At 56.0% G+C, this 19,557-nt stretch carries 19 protein-coding genes; 10 read left to right on the plus strand and 9 right to left on the minus strand.

Going from position 1 to position 19,557, the window contains the following annotated elements:
* Positions 1–77 precede the first annotated feature (77 nt).
* A complete protein-coding gene (gene speE / locus ACW17M_RS01835; protein WP_022521315.1) occupies positions 78–944 on the minus strand; it encodes a polyamine aminopropyltransferase in 867 nt (288 codons plus the stop codon).
* A complete protein-coding gene (hemE, locus tag ACW17M_RS01840) occupies positions 944–2,056 on the minus strand; it encodes a uroporphyrinogen decarboxylase (RefSeq protein ID WP_035539256.1) in 1,113 nt (370 codons plus the stop codon). Before hemE ends, speE begins: the two co-directional genes overlap by 1 nt.
* A gap of 252 nt (positions 2,057–2,308) precedes the next feature.
* On the opposite strand from hemE, the gene ribA reads away from it, so the two are divergent.
* The 3 genes from ribA to cheZ all read left to right on the plus strand — a co-directional run bounded on the left by ribA (position 2,309) and on the right by cheZ (position 4,668).
* Positions 2,309–2,944, plus strand: a complete 636-nt coding sequence (ribA, locus tag ACW17M_RS01845) for a GTP cyclohydrolase II (protein WP_009286177.1) — start codon at positions 2,309–2,311, stop codon at positions 2,942–2,944.
* A 36-nt stretch (positions 2,945–2,980) separates the two neighbouring features.
* Entirely contained in the window at positions 2,981–3,700 is a 720-nt protein-coding gene (gene trhA, locus ACW17M_RS01850; RefSeq protein WP_457546807.1) for a PAQR family membrane homeostasis protein TrhA, read from the plus strand.
* A 281-nt stretch (positions 3,701–3,981) separates the two neighbouring features.
* Complete coding sequence (gene cheZ / locus ACW17M_RS01855; protein ID WP_022521318.1) at positions 3,982–4,668, plus strand: protein phosphatase CheZ; 687 nt, start codon at positions 3,982–3,984, stop codon at positions 4,666–4,668.
* 72 nt (positions 4,669–4,740) lie between these two features.
* Here the strand turns inward: cheZ and ACW17M_RS01860 are convergent, their stop codons facing one another.
* Positions 4,741–5,364, minus strand: a complete 624-nt coding sequence (locus ACW17M_RS01860) for a glutathione S-transferase family protein (protein ID WP_027957924.1) — start codon at positions 5,362–5,364, stop codon at positions 4,741–4,743.
* 42 nt (positions 5,365–5,406) lie between these two features.
* On the minus strand, positions 5,407–6,360 hold the full coding sequence (locus ACW17M_RS01865) for an AraC family transcriptional regulator (protein WP_342584477.1): 954 nt from the start codon (positions 6,358–6,360) through the stop codon (positions 5,407–5,409).
* Between the two features lie 98 nt (positions 6,361–6,458).
* On the opposite strand from ACW17M_RS01865, the gene ACW17M_RS01870 reads away from it, so the two are divergent.
* The gene (locus tag ACW17M_RS01870; RefSeq protein ID WP_342584476.1) at positions 6,459–7,196 is read left to right on the plus strand and encodes an SDR family oxidoreductase; all 738 of its coding nucleotides are present in this window, start codon (positions 6,459–6,461) and stop codon (positions 7,194–7,196) included.
* A gap of 80 nt (positions 7,197–7,276) precedes the next feature.
* Here ACW17M_RS01870 and djlA read toward each other — a convergent pair whose 3' ends face one another.
* The 4 genes from djlA to ACW17M_RS01890 are packed head-to-tail and all read right to left on the minus strand — an operon-like array spanning position 7,277 to position 11,179.
* Positions 7,277–8,041, minus strand: coding sequence for a co-chaperone DjlA (djlA, locus tag ACW17M_RS01875; RefSeq protein WP_027957921.1), 765 nt, complete (start codon positions 8,039–8,041; stop codon positions 7,277–7,279).
* Between the two features lie 32 nt (positions 8,042–8,073).
* A complete protein-coding gene (dxs, locus tag ACW17M_RS01880; protein WP_400669588.1) occupies positions 8,074–9,999 on the minus strand; it encodes a 1-deoxy-D-xylulose-5-phosphate synthase in 1,926 nt (641 codons plus the stop codon).
* 2 nt (positions 10,000–10,001) lie between these two features.
* On the minus strand, positions 10,002–10,895 hold the full coding sequence (gene ispA, locus ACW17M_RS01885) for a (2E,6E)-farnesyl diphosphate synthase (protein WP_009286173.1): 894 nt from the start codon (positions 10,893–10,895) through the stop codon (positions 10,002–10,004).
* Positions 10,889–11,179 (minus strand): exodeoxyribonuclease VII small subunit, encoded by a 291-nt coding sequence (locus ACW17M_RS01890; RefSeq protein ID WP_022521324.1) that lies wholly within the window; start codon positions 11,177–11,179, stop codon positions 10,889–10,891. The genes ispA and ACW17M_RS01890 overlap by 7 nt, the downstream gene beginning before the upstream one ends.
* A gap of 237 nt (positions 11,180–11,416) precedes the next feature.
* On the opposite strand from ACW17M_RS01890, the gene serA reads away from it, so the two are divergent.
* Positions 11,417–12,661, plus strand: coding sequence for a phosphoglycerate dehydrogenase (gene serA / locus ACW17M_RS01895; RefSeq protein WP_039857612.1), 1,245 nt, complete (start codon positions 11,417–11,419; stop codon positions 12,659–12,661).
* A gap of 110 nt (positions 12,662–12,771) precedes the next feature.
* Here the strand turns inward: serA and ACW17M_RS01900 are convergent, their stop codons facing one another.
* Positions 12,772–13,461, minus strand: coding sequence for a pirin family protein (locus ACW17M_RS01900; protein ID WP_041157278.1), 690 nt, complete (start codon positions 13,459–13,461; stop codon positions 12,772–12,774).
* Between the two features lie 210 nt (positions 13,462–13,671).
* Here ACW17M_RS01900 and trhO point away from each other — a divergent pair, with 210 nt between their 5' ends.
* The 5 genes from trhO (at position 13,672) to ybiO (ending at position 19,516) form a co-directional block, all read left to right on the plus strand.
* The gene (gene trhO, locus ACW17M_RS01905; protein WP_041157277.1) at positions 13,672–14,622 is read left to right on the plus strand and encodes an oxygen-dependent tRNA uridine(34) hydroxylase TrhO; all 951 of its coding nucleotides are present in this window, start codon (positions 13,672–13,674) and stop codon (positions 14,620–14,622) included.
* Positions 14,623–14,720: 98 nt separating this feature from the next.
* Positions 14,721–15,527 (plus strand): enoyl-CoA hydratase, encoded by an 807-nt coding sequence (locus tag ACW17M_RS01910; protein ID WP_457546808.1) that lies wholly within the window; start codon positions 14,721–14,723, stop codon positions 15,525–15,527.
* Between the two features lie 160 nt (positions 15,528–15,687).
* Complete coding sequence (locus ACW17M_RS01915; RefSeq protein WP_400669581.1) at positions 15,688–16,509, plus strand: IclR family transcriptional regulator domain-containing protein; 822 nt, start codon at positions 15,688–15,690, stop codon at positions 16,507–16,509.
* A gap of 17 nt (positions 16,510–16,526) precedes the next feature.
* A complete protein-coding gene (locus ACW17M_RS01920; RefSeq protein WP_027957914.1) occupies positions 16,527–16,958 on the plus strand; it encodes a YqaA family protein in 432 nt (143 codons plus the stop codon).
* Positions 16,959–17,116: 158 nt separating this feature from the next.
* Positions 17,117–19,516: a mechanosensitive channel protein gene (gene ybiO / locus ACW17M_RS01925; RefSeq protein ID WP_457546809.1), complete on the plus strand. Its 2,400-nt coding sequence runs from the start codon at positions 17,117–17,119 to the stop codon at positions 19,514–19,516.
* Positions 19,517–19,557 lie beyond the last annotated feature (41 nt).

Consider the following 19,557-nt stretch of genomic DNA (forward strand, 5'->3'; position numbering starts at 1 on the left):
TACCGCCCACCTCGCATTGCACCGTAATAGGGCAAGCTGAGGTGGGCGGTAACACGAAGGCAGGTATTAGGCGTGGTTTACTCGGCTGCGAATGCCTTGCGCATAAATGGCGGAAGGGCGAGCGCACCGCGATGGGCGTCAACGCTATAGTATTCAAGCGGCAAGTCGTGGTTGGTGGCTGCCTGCTCGCGGAACGTATTCACGTCGGTGGCTTTACCCGCCAATGTTACGCTCCACCAGCCTGAAGGATAAACCGGCTGCGGGAAGGGCAGCGTGGCAACGCTGTCAAAACCGGCTTTCAACATGTCGTTGCGCAGCTCTCGGATGATCGAGCCACTGTGGTAAAGCGGTGATTCGCTCTGCTGCACCATTACGCCGCCGCTTTTCAAAATACGGTGGCAGCGCTTGAGAAAATCGGTTTTAAACAGCCCTTCAGCGGGCCCAACCGGGTCGGTGGAGTCGATAATCAGCACATCGATGCTCTCATCAGGTGCATCGTCCACCCACTTGACGCCGTCGGCGAACAGCAGTTCAGCGCGGGGGTCGTTATTCGACGCTACCAACGACGGGAAGAAGCGCTCAGAGGCCTTGGTGACCTCTTCGTCGATATCAATTTGGGTAACTTTCTCGACACTCGGGTGGCGCAGCACCTCTTTTAAGGTGCCGCAGTCGCCACCGCCGATGATCACCACGCGTTTGGGATCTTGGTGGGTAAACAGCGCCGGATGCGCAATCATCTCATGGTAGAGGAAGTTATCGCGATCAGTCAGCATCACGCAGCCGTCCAGCACCATTAGGTTGCCGTAGGTTTCGGTGGCGTAGACCTCTAGATGCTGGTATTGGCTCTGCACATCCAGCAGTTTTTCAGAGATCTTCAGTGAGAAAGCGCTGCCGTGGCTATCAAAGACTTCGGTAAACCATTGGTCGTCGCGTAAATCGCTCATCAATTGGCTCCTGAGTGCTGTGCATTTGTGTGCGTTGGAATATCGCGGTGATACTGCGGGCTTAATTCGTGCAGCGCCTCCATAAAGGCAGTGACGTTGTCGGGGTTGGTAAACTGGCTGATACCGTGGCCCAGGTTAAACACGTGGCCAGGGCCATGGCCGTAGCTTTCCAACACGCGGGCTACTTCAGCGCGGATAGCCGAGGGGCGGGCAAACAGAACGTTGGGATCAAGATTGCCCTGTAGCGCCACTTTGTGACCAACCCGGGCACGGGCATCGGAAAGCTCGGTAGACCAGTCGATCCCCAATGCATCGGCACCGGCGCAGGCGATATGCTCAAGCCACTGGCCGCCGTTTTTGGTGAAGAGAATCACCGGTACGCGGCGACCGTCGTGCTCGCGGATCAGTCCCGAAACGATCTGCTCCATGTAGCGCAGCGAGAACTCAAGGTACGCAGGGGTAGAAAGTGCGCCGCCCCAGGTATCAAAAATCTGCACCGCTTGGGCGCCCGCGCGAATTTGGGCGTTCAGGTAGTCAGTTACCGCATGCGCCAGCGTATCCAGCAACTGGTGCATGGTATCCGGGGTATCATAAAGCATGGTTTTCAGATGGCGGAAGTCCTTGCTGGAGCCGCCCTCCACCATGTAAGTCGCCAGCGTCCAGGGGCTGCCTGAGAAGCCGATCAGCGGCATGCGGCCGTTCAGCTCACGACGAATGGTCGACACCGCACGCATCACGTAATCCAGGTCGCGCTCGGCGTCGGGCACGCTTAGCGCGGCGACTTCTTCCTGTGTACGCACGGTTTTGCGGAATTTTGGGCCTTCGCCGGTTTCAAAATAGAGCCCCAAGCCCATTGCATCGGGAATGGTTAAGATATCTGAAAACAGAATGGCCGCATCAAGCGGGTAACGCTCCAAGGGCTGCAGGGTGACTTCGCAGGCCAGGTCATGGTTGCGGCAAAGATCCATAAAACTGCCCGCATCGGCCCGGCTGGCGCGGTATTCCGGCAGGTAGCGGCCCGCTTGACGCATCATCCACACCGGGGTGCGGTCGACGGGCTGGCGCGCTAGTGCGCGAAGAAAGCGATCATTTTGCAAAGGTGTAGTGGTCATAGACACTTGCTCTTAGGAAATTTGCCCGCATCGTATTGGAAACCGTTTTGGGGATCGTATGAGGGCAATTGTACTTGAAGATAGGTGTTAGGGCGGCGTACTCGATGGCAAAAATCGTCGCACCCGGCCAATTTTTCTCCATTATTTAGTCGCCTTGTCAGCGTGAGGCGGGCGCCGCTTCCTGTTAGAATACTGACCCACTTTGCCAACACTGGTGTGGTTAACTGGTTTGGTCAATCAGCGAGGTAACCTGTGACCATTCGCTTCATTGCCGCTTCCCGGCTGCCCACGCCCTGGGCAACGTTTACTATGCATGGCTTCGAAGATGAGGCTACCGGCAAGGATCATATCGCCTTAACGTTGGGTGATGTGACCGGCGGCGAGCCGGTGTTGGGGCGGGTGCACTCCGAGTGTTTGACCGGTGACGCACTCTTCTCCATGCGCTGCGACTGTGGCTATCAGCTCCAGGAAGCGCTAAAACGCATCGCTGAAGAGGGCCGCGGCGTGCTGTTTTACCTGCGCCAAGAGGGGCGGGGAATAGGCCTGTTAAACAAAATTCGTGCCTACCACCTGCAAGATCAAGGTGCTGATACGGTCGAGGCCAACGAGCAGCTCGGTTTTGGCGCCGACATGCGTCGCTATGATCTGTGCGTGCCGATGCTTAACCATTTGGGCATCACAGCGTTAAGGCTGATGACCAACAACCCGCGCAAGGTGGATGCCCTCACCCGCGACGGCGTGAATGTCGTCGAACGTTTGTCGATCACCACCGGTCTCAACCCTCATAACGAGCAGTATCTCTCAACCAAAGCGGGCAAGCTTGGTCATATGATGGCTTTGGATGACTTCACTCACGCCAGCGATGTGGATATTGAGCGCAAGGGGTGATACGAGTGGGGGATGGCATGCGAGGAGCGCTCCAGGATGAACGCCGTCAGTAAGGAGCAGTACAAGCAGTATAAACAGCAGCGTGAAAAGCCTTCCGAAGAGCAGGGCGAATTCAGCGTTGTCGAAGAGTACCTGAACAGCATCACCCACGGTATCGGTGCTTTGCTCAGTTTGGTGGGAATGGTAGTACTGTTGGTTGCGGCGAGTTACGCCGCCCATGCCGACCCGTGGAAAATTGTCAGCCTGAGCCTGTACGGCACCACGCTAGTCCTGCTTTATACCGCCTCTACCCTTTACCACGGCATCCCTCATCGGCGCTGGAAGCAGCGCTTTCAGTTACTCGATCACTGCGCGATTTATTTACTCATCGCAGGTACTTACACGCCCTTTTTACTCGTCAATATGCGCGGCACTACAGGCTGGGTTTTGTTTGCCGCCGTGTGGTCGCTGGCGTTAGTGGGCATTGCCTGCATACTGCTATGGCCTCAACGTTTTTCGATATTACGTGTGGCGATTTATCTGCTCATGGGCTGGATGATCGTGCTGGCATCAGGAGAGATGGCGGCGAGTCTTTCAACGACCGGCATTGCCCTACTGGCCGCGGGAGGAATTACCTACACACTAGGGGTGATCTTCTACGCCGTGCGTGCGATCCCCTACAACCATGCGATTTGGCATCTGTTTGTAGTGGCTGGCAGCATCTGTCACTACTTTGCCGTTTATAGCGCCGTTCTACCGCACGTTTCAGCTGCTTAATGGTTAATCGCTCGACTTCGAACCATTGCCTGCTTGAACCCGCCTGTAAATTAGATGGTTTTTAAGGGGTTAAAAATACCTGTAACTCGCAGTTTCCCACTGTAGACTAAACGTTAAACTTAAGTTTTAGGATGTTGAGCCGACAGTAGTATCAGGTTTAGATGCAGACCTTGATGTATTTAACGCCGTGCATCCTGAAAAAACACAGTGGGTTCGTATAGTGATGTCTATTGCCACACCCAAAACGACATTCAATAAGCTTTTCCAACAAGAGGATTGTCATGAGCACTGTTAACAACGCCCACGACACGACGATGCCGTCGGTACTGGGCAAAAAAGACAGTACTGATGAGATGGTGCATCGCATAGGCCACTTAACGCGCCTACTGCGGGACAGCATGAAAGAGCTGGGCCTAGATCAGCAGATTAGCCAGGCGGCGCAGGCAATACCGGATGCCAATGACCGACTCAACTACGTTGCCTCAATGACGGAGCAGGCCGCAGAGCGGGCATTGAATGCCGTTGAGCGCGCTCAACCGGTGCAAGACAGCCTTGAAGAAGAAGGCGCTGCGCTTAATGAGCGCTGGCAGGCGGCGGCAGCTAAGCTCGCGGCAGTAGAAGGTGATGCTAAGCTCGTCGAGGATACACAGAACTTTTTGAGCAGTAAGCTTCCCACCGCAACCGGGGCTACTCAAAAAGAGCTGCTTGAAATCATGATGGCTCAAGACTTTCAGGATCTCACCGGTCAGGTGATTAAGAAAATGATGGAAGTCATCAAGCTCATCGAAGAGCAGCTTGTTCAGGTGCTGGTCGATAATGTTCCTCACGTCACCGACGGCGTTAAGATGGAAGATGACCGCGATGAACATGCCAAGCTTCGTAACGGGCCGCAGGTGAACCAAAATAAGACGGATGTGGTGGCAGGGCAGGATCAAGTAGACGATTTGCTTGATGACCTTGGCTTTTAAGCAACGCCCGACTAGTTTAAAAACCGTTGCCACATACTGCCAGCAACGGTTTTTAAAGCGTTTAGATGTTGATTAACTCTCTGCTGCTGCCTGCTCTTTTTCGATTGCTCTAGCCATCGCGGCGCGCTGAATATGGCGTTCGCGATAGGCCAATAGCGGTTCGGGTAAGCGGTGCTTCATGCTGACCGCCCACGATAAAGTATGGGTTAAAAACAGATCCGCAAGGGTAAAGGTGTTACCCACCAAGTTTTCTTGCCCGTTGTAGCGGCGCTCCAGCGCGCTTAGCGCACGCTGAAACTCCCATGCGCAGACCGGCAAAATAGCGGGAACGCGTTTGTCTGTGGGCAAGGCAAACTTATGCTTGGCCTGATTCCACAATGGCTGTTCCATTTCGGTGACGATAAAGCTGAGCCACTGGTCGACCTGAGCTCGAGCGGCAGGGCTGCTGGGTAGGAGGGTGCCGTCGCCATATTGCTCCGCTAGATAACGGCAAATCGGCACTGATTCAAATAGCGATACTTCTCCATCTTCAAGAACTGGCACCTTGCCATCCGGGTGACGCGCCAAATGCTTGGCTGTTTGCCCCTCGCCTTTATCCAGCGCCACATGCTGGCACTGATACTCTAGGCCTAACTCTTCAAGCGTCCACGCTGCTCGTAGCGAGCGGGAGTGGGGAAAGCTGTACAGCGTGATCATGGCGTGCTCCTGGCGAAAAACGATTCTTTAATCTAGCGGTCGTTAGCGACGCTGTCGATTCTCTTCCTTGCCCACAGGTTTTTTTAACTGGGCTTTGGGGGAGTGTCCAACGGTTCGTTTAAAGGCGGCGCCGAAAGCACTCTGTGACATATAACCCACGGTTTCAGAAACCTCTGCGATACTTAGGCCTTCCTGAATCAATCTTTGCGCCAGCTGCATTCGCCAATGCAACAAATAATCGATCGGTGATTTTCCTACAGCTGTTCGGAAGGCATTAGAGAACGAAGATCGCGACATGCCGACTCGATGTGATAGGTCTGCGACTGTCCAGGGGCGACTAGGCTCAGAATGCATGAGATCTAACGCGGCGCCAATTTGAGAGTTATTCAGTGCTCCAATCCAGCTGGTTAAAACATCTTCAGGTTCCGCTGTGGTGCCAGCATATTCCCGTTTTGCAAAAGCACGTAGAAGTTGAACCAGCAGCATGTCAGCTAAATGTCGCCGCATTAAACCGAAACCAATCTCGGTACGACGGATTTCGGTATCCAGGATTTCTAAAGTATGTCGCAAAGAGGCTGCCGATGGTGCAGCAGCCGGAATTCGCATGAATGGCGGTAGAGTGTCGATCAATAATTGCGCGTGTAGATCATCTAATAGAAAGCTTCCAGCAAGCAGTACTGTCTCGGCGCCGCCGTAATGACCAGTATCGGAATGTTCCCAGTCGATAACGGCCACTCCGTCCTCGGCCAAGAGGTTGGGATCACTGGCAATAACGTAGGGTGGCGTGTGTGAAAGAAGGAATACATCACCTTCATCAAGCCAGATATGTTCTTGGTTTGGATATATCAGCCAGCAGCCTCCACGCATAACGGCTGCGAATTTAAGAGCAGGTTTTGCAGGAAAGCGAAGTGCCCAGTCCCCACCGGCTTCGAGTCTGGTACATCGCGCACTACGCAAATCGAGTAGCGAAAATACTTCCGTTAGCGTATCGCTCATTATTAATACGATCTCTATAAAAAACTGTATTTTCCAGCATAGATAAACCAGCTGAGGCTCACCATAATATTTTCATTGACCGAGAAGGGGGATATGAAATGACGGGTATCAGCGGCAAGGTTATCGCTATCACGGGAGCAAGCAGCGGCATTGGCCGAGAAACCGCACTTAAGCTGGCTGGAGTGGGGGCAAAGCTAGTTCTAGGGGCTCGCAAAAGGGAAGCGCTGGAAAGCCTCGAGGAAGAGATAACGCTGATGGGGGGCGAAGCGGCCTTCGCAATAACGGATGTCTGCGTCCGCGAGGATCTGCAGAGACTGGTTGACGTTGCCTGTCAGCGGTTTGGTCAGCTTGATGTTTTCATTTCCAACGCAGGCATCGGCCCCATCTCAATGTTAGATGAACTGCGCGTTGACGATTGGGATGCGATGATTGATGTGAATTTGCGCGGAGTCATCTATGGCATCGCGGCTGCACTACCGATTTTCCGTCGGCAGTCCTCGGGGCACTTCGTGAGTGTGATTTCAACAGCCGGGCTAAAGATCGTTCCAGGGCAGGCTATTTACGCAGGTACAAAAAATGCCGTACGCACTATCCACGAGGGACTTCGACAAGAAGCAGGCCCCAACCTGCGAGTAACGGGGATATCTCCCGGCATAATTCGCACGAGTTTTGGCGACGCTATCCCTTCTCAAGAGCTTCGAAATAAGGTTGCGGACAGCATGGAGTCAATAGCCATTGACCCTGCTGCTGTTGCATCGGCCATCGCTTTTGCCATTGCCCAACCACCCGAAGTCGATATTGGAGACATTGTCGTTCGGCCAACGGCGCAAGGGTAAGATCAAAGGCCTAGAGCTATCGAAGTTACCCTTGTGGGGCCTCGTTAACTAGCTTTTGGAAATTGGCGATTGCGGTCAGACTAAGCGTTCCCCCTTGCCTCGCGGATCCGCTCGTAGGCATTGCCGATTTCGCTGGTGCGTGCCTGTGCGATATCACGCATGCTCTCGGGCAGGCCTTTGCCGGCCAGTTTGTCCGGGTGGTTTTGGCTCATCAGACGGCGGTAGGCTTTTTTGATTTCAGCATCGCTGGCGTCATCAGAAACCCCCAATACGCGGTAAGCGTCCTTGAGAGCCTCTTCGCTGGCGCCTTGAGAGTTCGCGGCCGCGCCGTGCAACATCGCTTCGATCTGCTGCACTTCGGCGTCGCTGCAGCCTACGCCCCGGGCGACACGTAGAATCATCTCGTGCTCGGCGGGGTGAAGCACGCCATCTGCGGCGATAGCAGAAAGCTGAACCTGGATAAATACCTGGCGCAGTACCGGCTGGCGTTGGGTTAAGCGGTTAACGGTGGCCAGCTCGGCGTCTAGATCGAAGTCATCGGCGCGGCCACGCTCGAAGGCGGCGCGAGCCTTGGCGCGCTGTTCGCCCTGGAGGTGCATTTGATCAAACAGCTTTTCGGCAACGTCCAACTCGCCGTCGGTCACTTTACCGTCGGCTTGGCATAAGCAGCCCATCACCGAGAAAATCGACTCCAAAAAGCCTTCCTGGATGCGCATCCGCGCGATATTCAGGCGGCGGCTAAGGCGCTTGCCTAGCCACCAGCCCAGGCCACCGCCAATCAGCAGCCCTACCGGGCCTCCAAACGCAAGGCCAATCAAGGCGAAAATAATAATTAGAAATAGCATATTAGTCTCAAAGTAATTTAAAAAATAATGGCTTATGGCAGTCGAGCGCGAATAGCCTGCTCAATGCCTTCGATATCCAGTTGACAGTCGGCAAGCAGCTGCGCGGGAGTGCCGTGCTCTACAAAGGCGTCCGGCAGGCCGAGATTGAGCACTTCCACCTGAACGCCTTCGGCGTGGAGCAGCTCATTCACGGCGCTACCTGCGCCACCGGCAACCACATTTTCTTCCAGTGTCACCAATAGTTCGTGCTCGTCGGCTGCGTGCAGCACCGCATCGCGATCCAGCGGTTTGATGGAGCGCATATTGATATGGGTTGCGTTGAGTCGTTCGGCGACTTCCGCTGCGGCGCTGTTGAGGCTGCCAAAGGCGAGCAGCGCAATACGCACACCATCGTTGTCGGCATGGCGGCGCACTTCCGCTTTGCCAATGGCGAGTGGCTCAAGGTGCGCGGGAATTTTCGCACCTGGGCCGGTGCCACGGGGGTAGCGCACAGCAGCAGGACCAGGGTGGTGATAGGCGGCACTGAGCATGGCGCGGCACTCGGCTTCATCCGCCGGGGCCAGAATCACCATGCCGGGCACGCAACGCAGAAAGGAGAGATCCATGCTGCCGTGGTGCGTGGGGCCGTCTTCGCCCACCAGGCCCGCGCGATCAATCGCAAAGGTGACATCCAGGTTCTGTACGGCAACGTCATGAATCAACTGGTCGTAACCGCGCTGCAGAAAGGTGGAGTAAATCGCCACCACGGGTTTCATGCCTTCGCAGGCCATACCCGCCGCGAGCGTTACCGCATGCTGCTCAGCAATCGCCACATCGAAATAGCGCTGAGGGTACTCTTTGGAGAAGCGAATCAGGTCGGAGCCTTCGCGCATGGCGGGGGTAATGCCCATCAGGCGCTTGTCGCTTGCCGCCATATCGCACAGCCAGTCGCCGAACACATTGCAGTATTTTTTCTTAGCGGGTGGCGGGGTAACCACCGGTTTCTTGACTGTCGTCGCGTTGGCTAACGTTTCGGGCTTTTCCAGCTTAGTAATAGCGTGGTAGCCAATCTGATCCGCTTCGGCGGGCAGAAAGCCTTTGCCTTTCACCGTTTTGATATGCAGAAACTGCGGGCCGTCGAGGTCGCGCAGGTTTTCGATCGTATGGGTTAACGCGTCTAGGTCATGGCCATCAATGGGGCCTACGTAGTTAAAACCCATCTCTTCAAATAGCGTGGCGGGGCTGACCATGCCTTTCATGTGCCCTTCAGTGCGCCGGGCAAGTTCCAGGGCGCCGGGCAGGTGCGAAAGCACTTTTTTACTCTCTTCGCGTATTTTCAGGTAGGGCTTGCTGGAGAGCACCCGGGCTAGGTAGGTCGCCATGCCGCCGACGTTCTCGGAAATCGACATCTCGTTGTCGTTGAGCACTACCAATAGATTGGCATTCACGTGGCCAGCGTGGGCGAGGGCTTCAAAGGCCATGCCGGCGGTCAATGCGCCGTCGCCAATAATCGCGCACACGTGACGCTTATCGCCCTGTGCCTTCGCTGCCAGTGCCATACCCAATGCCGCCGAAATCGACGTGCTGGAGTGGCCGACGCCAAAGGTGTCGTACTCGGACTCGGCGCGGCGTGGAAATGCTGCCAGACCGCCGTGCTGGCGAATACTTAGCATGGCCTCGCGGCGGCCGGTGAGAATCTTGTGCGGGTAGGCCTGATGGCCCACGTCCCACACTAGTCGGTCGTGGGGCGTTTGGTAGACATGGTGCAGGGCAACGCTCAGCTCGACCACGCCGAGCCCAGCGCCAAAGTGACCGCCGGAAACACCCACGCTATAGAGCAGGTAGGCGCGTAGCTCGTCGGCCAGTTGGGCGAGCTGGGAGGCATTCATGGCCCGCAGCGCGGCGGGGTGGTCAAAGGAGTCGAGCAGCGGCGTCGTTGGGCGCTCGCGGGGGATTTCGTCGAACAGCTTCATGGGCATCTTTAGTGGTCGCGCTCGATCATGTAGTGGGCTAAGTCGGCCAGCGGTGCAGCACGCTCGCCTAATGGGGCGAGTGCGGCAATGGCCTCGTCAATCAGGCTGTGCGCTTTGCGTTGAGCACCCGCTAACCCCAGCAGGCTGGGGTAGGTGGGCTTGGCGCGTGCGGCATCGGCGCCTGACGTTTTGCCTAGGGTAACGGTATCGCCGGTCACATCTAGGATGTCGTCGTGAATCTGAAAGGCTAGACCAATGGCGCGGGCGTAGCGAGTAAGCGCGTCTAAGCGCGGGTCATCGTCGTCGACGGCTACCAGGCCGCCCAAACGCACTGCAGCGACGATCAGTGCGCCGGTTTTATGGGCGTGCATATGGGCCAGGGCATCGACATCTGGGTGATCGCCGACGGCGTCTAAATCCAGCGCCTGCCCCGCCACCATGCCATCACGGCCAGAGGCGGAGGCCAGGGTGTGCACCAAATGGCTCAGCCGGGGGTGCGCATTGCTGGCCAACACTTCGAAGGCCAGCGCCTGCAGGGCGTCTCCGGCCAGAATCGCACTCGCTTCATCAAAGGCTTTATGCACAGTGGGCTGACCACGACGCAGGTCGTCGTCATCCATGGCTGGAAGATCATCATGGATCAACGAGTAAGCGTGGATTAGCTCAATGGCCGCGGCGGGGGCATCCAGAGCATCGTCTTTAGCACCGAGTGCCTGACCAGCCATATACACCAGTAGCGGTCGCAGGCGTTTGCCGCCGGCCAGCAGGCCATGACGCATTGCCGCCTCGAGGCGTGGCGCTACCGCTGGGCGGTTATCAAACAGCGCCGCTAGGGTGGCATCTACGCGGGCATTGCTGGTCTGACGCAGGGTGGCAAGCTGGCTAGGCTGCATGGCTACCATGGGGGCGTCTCCTTGCTCTCATCCTCGGCCGCATCCTTAGGGTCGTCGGGGCCAGTAAAGGGCGTTACGTTTAAACGTCCTTCGCTATCTTCACTCAGCGCCCGCACCTTGAGTTCGGCGCTATCCAGGCGCTGCTGGGCATCGCGGGTCAGCCGCACGCCCTGTTCAAACGCGGTCAGTGCATCTTCCAATGAGAGCTCGCCTGACTCGAGACGTTCAACGATGGTTTCGAGTTGCTCAACCGTCGCGGCAAAGTCCTGTGGGGGTGATGTCGTGTCACTCATTGGGGGGTGCCTGTAAACCGGTATTTTTAAAATAAGCCCACAGTATACACCGAGGCTGGGGGGCGGCGTCTGCCCTCTTCAATACAGCTTGTTGCGCGACTTGCGATCCATTCATTGTCACCACGCAGACTTTTCATCATTCACACCCGGCCTGAACGATGCGGGCTGTGCTACGATATGCGCCTCCCGTGAACCGATACACGGCGCATGCCGCCGACCATAGAGGTTGATTCAGCCATGGCCAAAACGTCCCTGGACAAGAGCAAGATCAAGATCCTGCTACTCGAGGGCGTCCACCAAAGTGCGGTGGACAATTTTCACACGTCAGGGTACGCCAATATTGAGCACCTGCCGACGTCCCTTGATGAGGATGCGCTGATCGAAAAGATCCGCGATGTTCACTTCATTGGTATTCGTTCCCGCACCCAGTTAACGGAGCGCGTGTTCGAGGCGGCAGAGAAGCTAGTCGGCGTTGGCTGTTTCTGTATCGGCACCAATCAGGTCGATTTAACCGCTGCCCTCACCCGCGGTATCGCGGTATTTAACGCGCCGTACTCCAATACCCGTTCGGTGGCCGAGCTGGTGCTGGCAGAAGCGATTATGCTACTGCGCGGTATCCCAGAGAAAAACGCCCGCGCTCACCAGGGTGGCTGGCTGAAGTCAGCGAAGAACTCCCACGAAGCGCGCGGTAAAACGCTGGGTATCGTTGGCTACGGCAGCATCGGTGCGCAACTTTCGGTGCTGGCCGAATCGCTGGGCTTTAACGTCATTTACTATGATGTCATCGCCAAGCTGGGTATGGGTAATGCAAACCAGGTAGCAAGCCTTGAAGAGCTGCTGGGTCGTTCCGATGTCATTAGCCTGCACGTGCCTGACCTTGCCTCTACCCGCTGGATGATCGGCGCAAAAGAGATCGCTGCCATGAAGCCCGGTGCGATCTTTATTAATGCCTCCCGCGGTAGCGTCGTTGAAATCGAACCGCTTGCCGAAGCGCTTAAAGCGGGCAATCTCAACGGCGCGGCGATTGACGTCTTTCCGGTAGAGCCGAAAGGCAACGAAGAAGAGTTTGAGAGCCCGCTGCGTGGCTTGGAGAATGTGATTCTGACCCCGCATATCGGTGGCTCTACCCTGGAAGCTCAGGAGAATATCGGTATCGAAGTGTCAGAAAAGCTGATTACTTACTCTGATAACGGCACCACCGTGACCTCGGTCAACTTCCCCGAGGTGGCGCTGCCCGCTCACCCGGACAAGCACCGTTTGCTGCATATTCACGATAACGTACCGGGCGTGCTGTCGCAGATTAACCGCGTGCTGTCTGAAAATGACATCAACATCTCCGGTCAATACCTGCAGACCAACGAAAAAGTCGGTTATGTGGTCATTGATGTAGATAAAGCCTACGGCCCCCAGGCGCTGGAAGCATTGAAGCAAGTGGATCACACGCTGAAAATTCGTGCGCTCTACTCGGCGCAAAATAGCTAACGCAATTGGTTAAAAAAATAGCTAACGCAATTGGTTAAATAAGTTGGCTGTAAAAACGGCGCCTCTTGCGAGGCGCCGTTTCGGTTTAGGCAGTTTAGTAGGTTCGGTCTTTAAGCAAGATCAAACAGCAGCACTTCGCCTGCTTCCTTGCCGGTAAGGTTAATCGCCTCATCCGGTTGGAACGCCGCGGCGTCGCCTGCGCTCAGCGTCTCACCGTTAACCTCCATTTCGCCGTTCACTACATGCAGCCAAGCGTAGCGCGAAGGCGGCGCTGTTGCCTGTTCGCCAGCGTTAAACAAGCCTGCGTAAAGGTTCACATCCTGGTTGATGCTCACAGACCCGTCGCGGCCTTCTTCAGAAGCCACTAAACGCCATTGCCCTTGACGCTCAGCGACAGGGAAAGCCTTCTGCTCGTAGCTAGGCTTGATACCGAGCTGCTTGGGTTCAATCCAGATCTGCAGGAAGTGCAGCTCATTCTCCTTGGAGTGATTGAACTCGCTGTGCAGTACCCCGGTGCCCGCCGACATGCGCTGCACATCGCCTGGGCGCATCACCTCGCCATTGCCCATGTTGTCTTTGTGCTCCATTTCACCTTCAAGCACATAGGAGATAATCTCCATATCCCGGTGAGGGTGGGCGCCAAAACCATGGCCGCCCGCTACGCGGTCTTCATTGATCACGCGCAGAGCGCGGAACCCCATATGGTTGCGGTCAACGTAGTTGGCAAAGGAAAAGGTATGGAAAGAACGCAGCCAGCCGTGGTCGGCGTAGCCCCGCTCGTTTGAACGACGAATAATCATGGTGTGCTCCGCAGGTTGCGTGAGATTGAATAATGACAATATACGCCTTACTGACGCCCCGTGGGGTGAAGCTTTCTGCACGTTCCTGTCGAATAAATCGATGTATTAAATGTGATTGCCAGCGCTAAACTTTTGGTTAGCTTTCGAGTAAAATCCTGGCCTCTTCTAACCCGGTCCGCCCTTTGCGAGGGTGACTACCAGGAGTTTTGCATGTCAGTAACTGTTCAAACGCCGCCCATTGTGGTCGCTGCGCTGTACAAATTTGTCACCCTCAATGACTTTGAAGCGCTGCGCGAACCGCTGCGCCAAACCATGCTCGATAACGATGTAAAGGGCACGCTGCTGCTCGCCAAAGAGGGCATTAACGGCACGGTGGCGGGTAGCCGCGAAGGTATCGACGCACTGTTGACTTGGCTGACTGCTGACCCACGCTTGGCTGATATTGATCACAAAGAGTCTTTTTGTGACGAAACGCCGTTCTACCGCACCAAGGTCAAACTCAAAAAAGAAATCGTCACCCTCGGCGTGCCGGATATCGACCCTAACGATACCGTGGGCACTTACGTCGAGCCGGAAAACTGGAACGACATCATTGCCGATCCGGAAGTACTGGTGATCGATACCCGCAATGATTACGAAGTGGCGATTGGCAGCTTCGAGCGGGCGATCGATCCTAAAACCACCACTTTCCGAGAGTTTCCTGAGTACGTGCGCGAGCACTACGACCCGGAAAAACATAAGAAAGTAGCGATGTTCTGCACCGGCGGCATCCGCTGTGAAAAAGCCTCCAGCTTTATGCTTAAAGAAGGCTTTGAAGAGGTCTACCACTTAAAAGGCGGCGTGCTGAACTACCTGGAAAAAGTCCCGGAAGAGCAGTCGCTGTGGCGCGGTGAGTGCTTTGTGTTCGATAACCGGGTCACGGTGCGCCACGACTTAAGCAAAGGCGAGTTCGAGCAGTGCCACGCTTGCCGCATGCCGATCTCCGCCGAGGATATGCAGTCTTCTGCTTACGAGCCAGGGATTAGCTGCCCCCACTGCATCGACTCGTTGCCGGAGAAGACCCGCGCGGCGGCCCGTGAGCGCCAACGCCAAATCGATTTAGCCAAACAGCGCGGCGAGCCGCACCCCTTAGGCCGTGACACCCGCCTAATGAAAAAATGAAGTAGCGCACTTGTAGGTAAGATTTTTAAACAAAAACGTACGTAAAGCTTGTGCGCTAGACTGATGGGCAAAGTGTTACTCAACCTCAGGAGTTCACCATGCCCATCACCACTGATGACCTTTCCACAACGGCCTCCCTCCTACAACGTTTTGACCAGCAAGGCGTCACAACGCTGACGATGAGCGCGCCAGAGCGCTTTAACGCGCTCTCGGAAGCCATGTTGCAAGCGCTTCTCGACGCGTTAGCCGAAATTGCCGACGATAGCAGCGTGCGCTGTGTGGTACTTGCCGCCGAAGGCAAAGCCTTCTGCGCCGGGCATGATCTGAAGCAGATGCGTGCCAACCCCGATAAAGCCTACTATCAAGCGCTGTTTGCCCGCTGTAGCGAAGTGATGCAGGCCATTGTGCACTTGCCTGTGCCGGTCATCGCCAAAGTGCAGGGCATAGCCACCGCTGCGGGCTGCCAACTGGTGGCGAGCTGTGATCTGGCTGTGGCGGCGCGCAGCGCACGCTTTGCTGTTTCCGGTATCAATGTTGGCCTGTTTTGTTCTACTCCAGCGGTAGCGCTTTCCCGCAACGTTGCGCGTAAACACGCCATGGAGATGCTGATTACCGGGGAGTTTATAAGCGCGGATCAAGCCGCTGAGTGGGGGTTGATTAACCGCGTGGCAGATGATGACGCGCTGGACGAAGCAACTGAAGCCCTGACCACCAGTATCTGCGCGAAAAGTGCTGTTGCAGTGCGCACCGGAAAAGCCATGTTTGCCCGTCAGTTGAGCATGCCGCTCGACGAAGCCTACGCCTTTGCCGGGGAAACCATGGCCTGCAATATGTTGGCCGAAGATGTGGGGGAGGGGATTGATGCGTTTATAGCCAAGCGGCTACCGCGCTGGAACCATCGCTGAATGGAATTCGTTTCCGTAAACGCGACAATTGCCATGTTGTCACGTTATCCTGACACCCTTTGTATTTTCAGGGAAGCCGTCGTCAGCAAGGGCGCTTTTAGTAAGTAGTAGGAGCGCTTTTGGGAGCGTCTTTTAGTAGTGCCTATTTGGAGAAAGCCAAGTGAGTGAAGCCAAACGCAGGACGGTCGGTCGTCCGGCGAGTACCGCCAAAGCTAGCGGAGGCCATAGCCAGTCGTTGGTGCGTGGCTTAACGCTGTTGGAGTACCTTGCGGCCAGCCCGCTTGGGTTGGCCCTTTCCGATGTGGCGGAAATGGCCGAGTTGGCGCCCTCTACCACCCACCGCTTGCTGCAAGCCTTGCAGAGTCAGGGGTTTGTGACCCAGGAGAACGAGCAAGGCCTATGGCGCATCGATGTCAAAACCTTCCGTATCGGCAATAGCTTTCTTGAAGCCCGCGACGTGGTGGCCACAAGTCGCCCTTTTCTACGCCGTTTAACCGCTGAGACCGGCGAGACCGCTAATTTGGGCATTCGCGATGGGGTCACGGCGGTATTTTTAGCGCAGCATGAATCACCGCAGATGATGCGTATGATCACCCGCCTAGGCTCCCGCGCGCCGCTGCATGCCTCTGGTGTAGGTAAAGCACTGCTGGCGTGGATGCCCGATGACGAACGTGCGCAATTGCTGGATGGCAGCGAGTTGGCAAGAGTGACCGCCAATACGCTCTATCAATCCGACACACTTCAAATGGAAACGGAGCAGATTCGTGCCCAAGGCTTTGCCTGTGACCGTGAAGAGCATGCCATTGGCCTGCACTGCGTGGCCGCCTGTGTGTTTGATGAGCACGGCACGCCGTTGGCGGCGATCTCAGTGTCTGGCCCGGTGGCGCGCATCCCGGAAGCTCGCTTACTCACCCTGGGGGCGCTGGTTCGCCAAACGGCCGATGAGATAACCCAGCAGTTGGGTGGGCAGGTGCCCCGTTAACGTCGCTCACTGAGTCTATGCTAAGCCTGTTTTTTGTCGCCCTGGTCAGCGCCACGCTGCTTCCCGGTGGGTCTGAAGTGTGGTTAGCGCGGCTGTGGTGTCTCGGTGAGCCGCCTCTGGGGCTGTGGGCGGTGGCCACGGCGGGCAACACTCTCGGCAGCATGATCAACGTGGCGATGGGCCGCTATGCGCGTCAGTTTCAAGATCGCCGCTGGTTTCCGGCCTCGCCACGCAGCTTAGCCCGAGCGGAGCGCTGGTATCATCGCTTTGGCGAGCTAAGCCTGCTGATTTCCTGGGCACCGATTATTGGTGACCCTCTCACTGTACTGGCCGGCGTTTTCCGGCTGCCCTGGTGGCGGGCGCTAGCGTGGATTGTGGTCGCTAAAGGTGTGCGTTACGCGGTGGTGTTACTGCTGGCACAGCAGTGGCTATTACCGCTTTGCCAGTGAAACGCCTTATTAATCAAGTCATGTTAACCTGTACAACTTTTTCACAAGCGGCGCTGGCAGTGTAGAGTGTAAGCAACTTGGGCTGCCTATTATTGGCTTGCGTAAAACTAAGCAGCCGTTAGATTGAACAGAACACTCACCCAAAAGGAGGTTTAGGTGTGAAGCCACTTCGTTTATTACCCTGGCTAGGTGTCTGGCTATTGGCAATGATTGCCTTAATAGCCACGCCAGCAATGGCGCAGAGCGCGCCAAGTGAGTCGGCCAGCGCCGATGGTGCAGCATCCTCTGAAGAAGCAGCGCCTACGTCCTATGAGGCGCTGGCGAACCTGCTAGAGGATGAGCAGTCGCGGCAAGAGTTGATTGAGATGTTGCGCAATCAAGCCTCAGCGCTGCCCAATGGCGTTGCTACCGAACTCTCCCCGGAAGCGGCCGCTCAAGGCAGTGAGATAGCGCCGGAGGATGTCTCGCTGCCACGCCAACTCGCTGAGCTCACCAGTCGTGTGGTAAGCGATGTGGGGGGCCAGTTCGAGCAAGTGGTAGGCATTGTCGGCGGTCTGTTTTCTGGCCAAGAGGCAGACAGTGTCTTTGATATGGCCGCCTTCACCAGTGCGGCGATTAATCTGGGTATGGTGATTGTCGCCACCTTTGCACTGTTTATGATTGTTCGGCGGTTGGCTAAGCCGCTGTTTACCAAAATCAGCGGCTGGTCGCTGAATGGTAAAAATTTAACCCCCGTTTTACGTTTGGTTTTCTGCGTGGCGATTGCGGCAGTCATCGATGTGCTGATTGTCGGCTTGGCCTATGTGGGTGGTAATCTGCTGGCCACCTTTGCGATTGGTGAAGCAGGGGAGCTCTCGACCCGTGCCTCGCTGTTTTTAAATGCGTTCTTGATTATTGAACTGCTCAAAGCCGGTGTGCGGATGCTGTTCTCTTCGCGCTACGAAGGGCTGCGGCTACTGCCTATCTCTGCCCAGGAAGCCTCCTACTGGAACCGTTGGTTAGCGCGGCTGATCGGCATGGTCGGTTATGGCCTGATGGTGGTAGTCCCGCTGGTTAACTTCTATGTGGCGGCCTCGCTGGGTCAAGCGGTCGGTACGCTGATTATGCTGTTGGCGTTTATCTATGCGGTGGTTGTGGTGCTAAGAAACCGCGCCCGTCTGCGCGATAACCTGAACGAGATGGCGGCAAAATCAACGCTGACTGCCAGCCGCGTCTCTCTGCAGCTATTTGCACGTACCTGGCACCTGTTCGCGCTGTTCTATTTCTTGATCGTATTTGTGCTGACGTTAACGCGCCCTGGCGATGCGCTGCCGTTTGTAATGTTTGCCACCTTGAAGTCCCTGGCTGCCATTGTTGTGGGGTTATTGGTCTCCTCGCTTCTTACCCAGACCATTGGCCGTCGGATTACCCTGTCGGACGATCTGCGGCGCAAACTACCGCTGCTTGAAAAGCGCTTGAACAGCTACGTGCCCAATGCGCTTCGCGTGCTGCGCACGATCATTCTGATTGTGGTCATCATGATGGTGCTGAACGCTTGGGGCGCCTTTGACCTAGCTGCCTGGTATGCCTCTGAAGGTGGCGCCGTGCTGGTCGGTAACCTGACCAGTGTTGCGGTGATTTTGATCGTGGCGCTCGCCGTGTGGCTGGGTCTGGCAAGCCTGATCGAGCATAAGCTCAATCCGGAAACCGGCTACGGTGAGCCCTCGGCGCGGGCAAAAACCCTGCTCAGCCTGTTTCGTAATGCCCTGGCAATCGCTATGGTCACGATTACCGGCATGATCGTGCTGTCGGAAATTGGCATTAATATTGGCCCACTGATTGCCGGTGCCGGTGTGCTTGGTCTAGCGATTGGTTTTGGCGCCCAGAAACTGGTGCAGGACGTTATCACCGGGGTGTTTATCCAGGTTGAGAATGCCATGAACACCGGTGACGTGGTGACAGTAGGCGGCGTGACGGGCACCGCCGAGCGGCTCAGTATCCGCTCTGTAGGGATTCGTGATCTATCCGGTACTTATCACATCGTGCCGTTCTCCAGTGTGGATACCGTATCTAACTACATGCGTGAGTACGGCAACCATGTGGGCGAATACGGCATTGGCTATAACGAGAGCATTGACGAAGCCATTGAGCAGCTCAAACTGGCCTTTGAGGATCTCAAAGCCAGCGAAGAGCACGGCAACAAGCTGCTGGCTGATCTCACCGTTGCGGGGGTTACTGCCCTGGCAGATAGCTCTGTAAATATCCGTGTGGTCATTAAAACCACGCCGGGTGATCAGTGGGCCGTCGGCCGTGCCTACAATCGTCTGGTTAAACTGCGCTTTGATGAGGCGGGTATCGAAATACCCTTCCCGCACACCACGCTTTACTTTGGCGATAACAAAAACGGCAACCCACCGCCTGCCCATGTGCGGGTATTGGAGTCGACCGCTAAAGAGAAAAAGGTGGAGGAGTCAGCGGTGGCTACACCGGCTGCTAAGAGCGACACCCAGCAGGACGTGCAGAAGATTAGCGAACCTGACCATCTAAAGCCCGACCACGACGATGTTGATGAAACCTAAACGGTGCTCATCTTAGCATTCAGCGGGGCCGCCTTCGGGCG

Source organism: Vreelandella sp. 2A-K22 (assembly GCF_054065485.1).

What these genes read in the sequence shown, in the direction of transcription:
- ACW17M_RS01910 (WP_457546808.1), top strand. Translation starts at nt 14,721, where the DNA reads ATGCCCATCACCACTGATGACCTTTCCACAACGGCCTCCCTCCTACAA.
- hemE (WP_035539256.1), bottom strand. Translation starts at nt 2,056, where the DNA reads ATGACCACTACACCTTTGCAAAATGATCGCTTTCTTCGCGCACTAGCG.
- serA (WP_039857612.1), top strand. Translation starts at nt 11,417, where the DNA reads ATGGCCAAAACGTCCCTGGACAAGAGCAAGATCAAGATCCTGCTACTC.
- speE (WP_022521315.1), bottom strand. Translation starts at nt 944, where the DNA reads ATGAGCGATTTACGCGACGACCAATGGTTTACCGAAGTCTTTGATAGC.
- ACW17M_RS01900 (WP_041157278.1), bottom strand. Translation starts at nt 13,461, where the DNA reads ATGATTATTCGTCGTTCAAACGAGCGGGGCTACGCCGACCACGGCTGG.
- dxs (WP_400669588.1), bottom strand. Translation starts at nt 9,999, where the DNA reads ATGCCCATGAAGCTGTTCGACGAAATCCCCCGCGAGCGCCCAACGACG.
- ispA (WP_009286173.1), bottom strand. Translation starts at nt 10,895, where the DNA reads ATGGTAGCCATGCAGCCTAGCCAGCTTGCCACCCTGCGTCAGACCAGC.
- trhA (WP_457546807.1), top strand. Translation starts at nt 2,981, where the DNA reads ATGAACGCCGTCAGTAAGGAGCAGTACAAGCAGTATAAACAGCAGCGT.
- djlA (WP_027957921.1), bottom strand. Translation starts at nt 8,041, where the DNA reads ATGCTATTTCTAATTATTATTTTCGCCTTGATTGGCCTTGCGTTTGGA.
- cheZ (WP_022521318.1), top strand. Translation starts at nt 3,982, where the DNA reads ATGAGCACTGTTAACAACGCCCACGACACGACGATGCCGTCGGTACTG.
- ACW17M_RS01865 (WP_342584477.1), bottom strand. Translation starts at nt 6,360, where the DNA reads ATGAGCGATACGCTAACGGAAGTATTTTCGCTACTCGATTTGCGTAGT.
- ACW17M_RS01920 (WP_027957914.1), top strand. Translation starts at nt 16,527, where the DNA reads ATGCTAAGCCTGTTTTTTGTCGCCCTGGTCAGCGCCACGCTGCTTCCC.
- ACW17M_RS01860 (WP_027957924.1), bottom strand. Translation starts at nt 5,364, where the DNA reads ATGATCACGCTGTACAGCTTTCCCCACTCCCGCTCGCTACGAGCAGCG.
- trhO (WP_041157277.1), top strand. Translation starts at nt 13,672, where the DNA reads ATGTCAGTAACTGTTCAAACGCCGCCCATTGTGGTCGCTGCGCTGTAC.
- ACW17M_RS01870 (WP_342584476.1), top strand. Translation starts at nt 6,459, where the DNA reads ATGACGGGTATCAGCGGCAAGGTTATCGCTATCACGGGAGCAAGCAGC.
- ACW17M_RS01890 (WP_022521324.1), bottom strand. Translation starts at nt 11,179, where the DNA reads ATGAGTGACACGACATCACCCCCACAGGACTTTGCCGCGACGGTTGAG.